This window comes from Dyadobacter sp. BE31 (genome assembly GCF_031457695.1).
GTDB lineage: Bacteria > Bacteroidota > Bacteroidia > Cytophagales > Spirosomataceae > Dyadobacter.
In genome coordinates, this window is the sequence record NZ_JAVDXA010000015.1 from 1 (window position 1) to 2,223 (window position 2,223).

At 43.8% G+C, this 2,223-nt stretch carries 2 protein-coding genes; one reads left to right on the forward strand and one right to left on the reverse strand.

The features are described from left to right. Nucleotides 1-76: 76 nt before the first annotated feature. Nucleotides 77-1,597 carry an IS1182 family transposase gene (locus J2Y43_RS33460; protein WP_309993744.1) on the reverse strand — a complete coding sequence of 507 codons (1,521 nt, stop codon included), beginning with the start codon at nucleotides 1,595-1,597 and terminating at the stop codon, nucleotides 77-79. Nucleotides 1,598-1,738: 141 nt separating this feature from the next. Here J2Y43_RS33460 and J2Y43_RS33465 point away from each other — a divergent pair, with 141 nt between their 5' ends. Continuing rightward, on the forward strand, nucleotides 1,739-2,173 hold the full coding sequence (locus J2Y43_RS33465; RefSeq protein ID WP_309993746.1) for a hypothetical protein: 435 nt from the start codon (nucleotides 1,739-1,741) through the stop codon (nucleotides 2,171-2,173). Nucleotides 2,174-2,223: the final 50 nt, after the last annotated feature.

Below are 2,223 nucleotides of genomic sequence, written 5' to 3' on the forward strand. Positions count from 1 at the left end.
AAAAACGACCGTGGCCGTTGCAGAACTCGCAGGAGATTTCTGGTGAATGATTTTCAATCGGTCACTTTTGAGAATTTCACAAAGTCAACTCAAAGCGACTAAAAGGCATCAAAAAAGTAGCATTGCAGTGCCCTACGACCTCTTTTACTGCACCCTGCACCAATTTCCTGTTAAATGTTTTGAGGTACTTTTTAAGGTTAAAGCAGATGGCTGACATCAGCATCACCTTGTGGGCGGCAGCCTTTCCCAGAACATTGATTTTACTTAATCCGTAATGATGAACCAGGCTTCCAAAGACCGGCTCTATCGTACTCTGCCGCAGTCGTTTCATCTGTTTGCCTCGCCTGCTGTGTTGCCTTTCATGAGCTCGGTAATAATAATCTTCAAAGGTTGTTGTGAAAATTCTTTTAAATAGTGACTTAGGAGTACAGGAATCTTTGAGAACGCAGGGAATGCAATCTTTTTTAGAAGCCCGGTAATTCTTTATAGGCTGTCCATCGGAAGTCCGGCCAAAGCCTTTAAATGGAATTTTCTTATTCATTGTGCAGATAAAAACATCCTCTTGCCTGTCGTAGGTGACCCATTCTCTTTCCGGTTTGTACTTTCCAAAAACAGGTATCCATGCTGTGATATTCCGTGATTCTAAGTATTCATAATTGTAACCGTTGGAGTAACCGCCATCTGCTAGCAGCTCTGTCATGCACAGTTCATTCACCTTTAGTCGACTTTCGACCTTTTCAGTCATGGCTGGCAAATACTGACTATCTCTTCCATCCGCAAAATCTGCCTGTATATGGCTGATTACCCCTTGCCCTGTATCGACTGCCATGCTACAGTGATAGTTGAGCTTTCTTGCTTTGCCAGGCTTTACTGAAATCCGTGCATCTGGATCGTGGGGATTGTAATGTGTCTTATTGCTGAACAGCTGTGCTCTTTCGTGAGCAGCGCCGCTAGCACTTACAGGGTTTTCGCGAAGTTTTTCCTGGTGAGATTTCATGCGCCTGAGATGATGTGGGGGCGCAGTTATTAACCCGACGGGCGAAGTTATCCCAGTGCTTGTCTGCCGTTGATTTTCAGCATCAACATCCTCAAAGTGGTTCTTGATAGATTGAAATGGCTTTTTCAACTCAAGACTTTCCATTGAGGCGTTCGCTTTGACTGGCGCTGAATCCAGGGCTTGAGTGTGTCCACTGACCATGCCCTTATCAACGCACATACTAAAAACCTTATCGAAGAGACTTTCAAAAATAGAGGCAGGATATAGCTGCCTGGTTCTGCTAATAGTTGAATGCCAAGGTAGTAACTCGTCAATATCGTAGCCTAAAAAATAGAGAATGTCCATCCGCATTGAGCAGTGCTCTATCAGGCGCCGGTCCGAGGTGATGTTTTCCAGATATCCTGTGAGCATCAACTTGAAGAATACCACAGGATCGATCGACGGGTTACCTGTTTTACCGTAAAGGTCGCAGGTGTCTCGGTATAAAAACTGCATGTCGAGTGTTTCGCCGAGCCTGCGATAAAAGTTTTCCTTCGGAATACGATCTGAAAGTTGGAAGCTGACGAACAGCTTTTCTGAGTAATTTTTCTTTCCTTGCATTCCTGAAGTTACAAAAAAAACCGGAGGCATACACTCGATAATTGTCCTTTATTGACAAGGCCGAAGTTAATGTGAACATGAATTGAATCCCACTTGAAGTGCCCATTGCATCTCCTACATGGTATTCTAATCACCACCAAAATGGAATTTGACAATAGAAAATCACAGTTAGAATTACAAGTCATCTGGAAGGATAGTGACTTGATTGAATTAAGAGTTAAGGCAACCAATGGAAGGTTTTCCGGCATAACTGAGGTTTACGATACAACTGAATCCCTTAACGATTGGGTGCAATTGCTTGCCCAATTTCCGAAGGATAAACAACCGTTGGTATACGAAGCAGGGGAGAAAAGTGGATACGCTTTTTGGGGAATGAGAATTAACCTTCCTGACCCAACTGGCCTTGTCGGCGTTGAGATTACATTGGAGGAAAACAGCAACCGAAAAGCCTGGCAAGATAAAGTGGAGTTAGAAATGCTGGTTTATCTTGCAGCGATCGACAACTTCCGCGAACAGCTTACAAAATTAATACTAAAAGAAGAAGGTGCCGCCTCGCTATATGGTGAAAGCCATTAACTGTCAGTCGCTTATGTGACATCCACATAGTTGTGCAACAGCCACGACCG

Bases quoted from the DNA above. Each gene is read 5' to 3' on its own strand.
- J2Y43_RS33460 (WP_309993744.1), bottom strand. From the start codon at position 1,597: ATGCAAGGAAAGAAAAATTACTCAGAAAAGCTGTTCGTCAGCTTCCAA.
- J2Y43_RS33465 (WP_309993746.1), top strand. From the start codon at position 1,739: ATGGAATTTGACAATAGAAAATCACAGTTAGAATTACAAGTCATCTGG.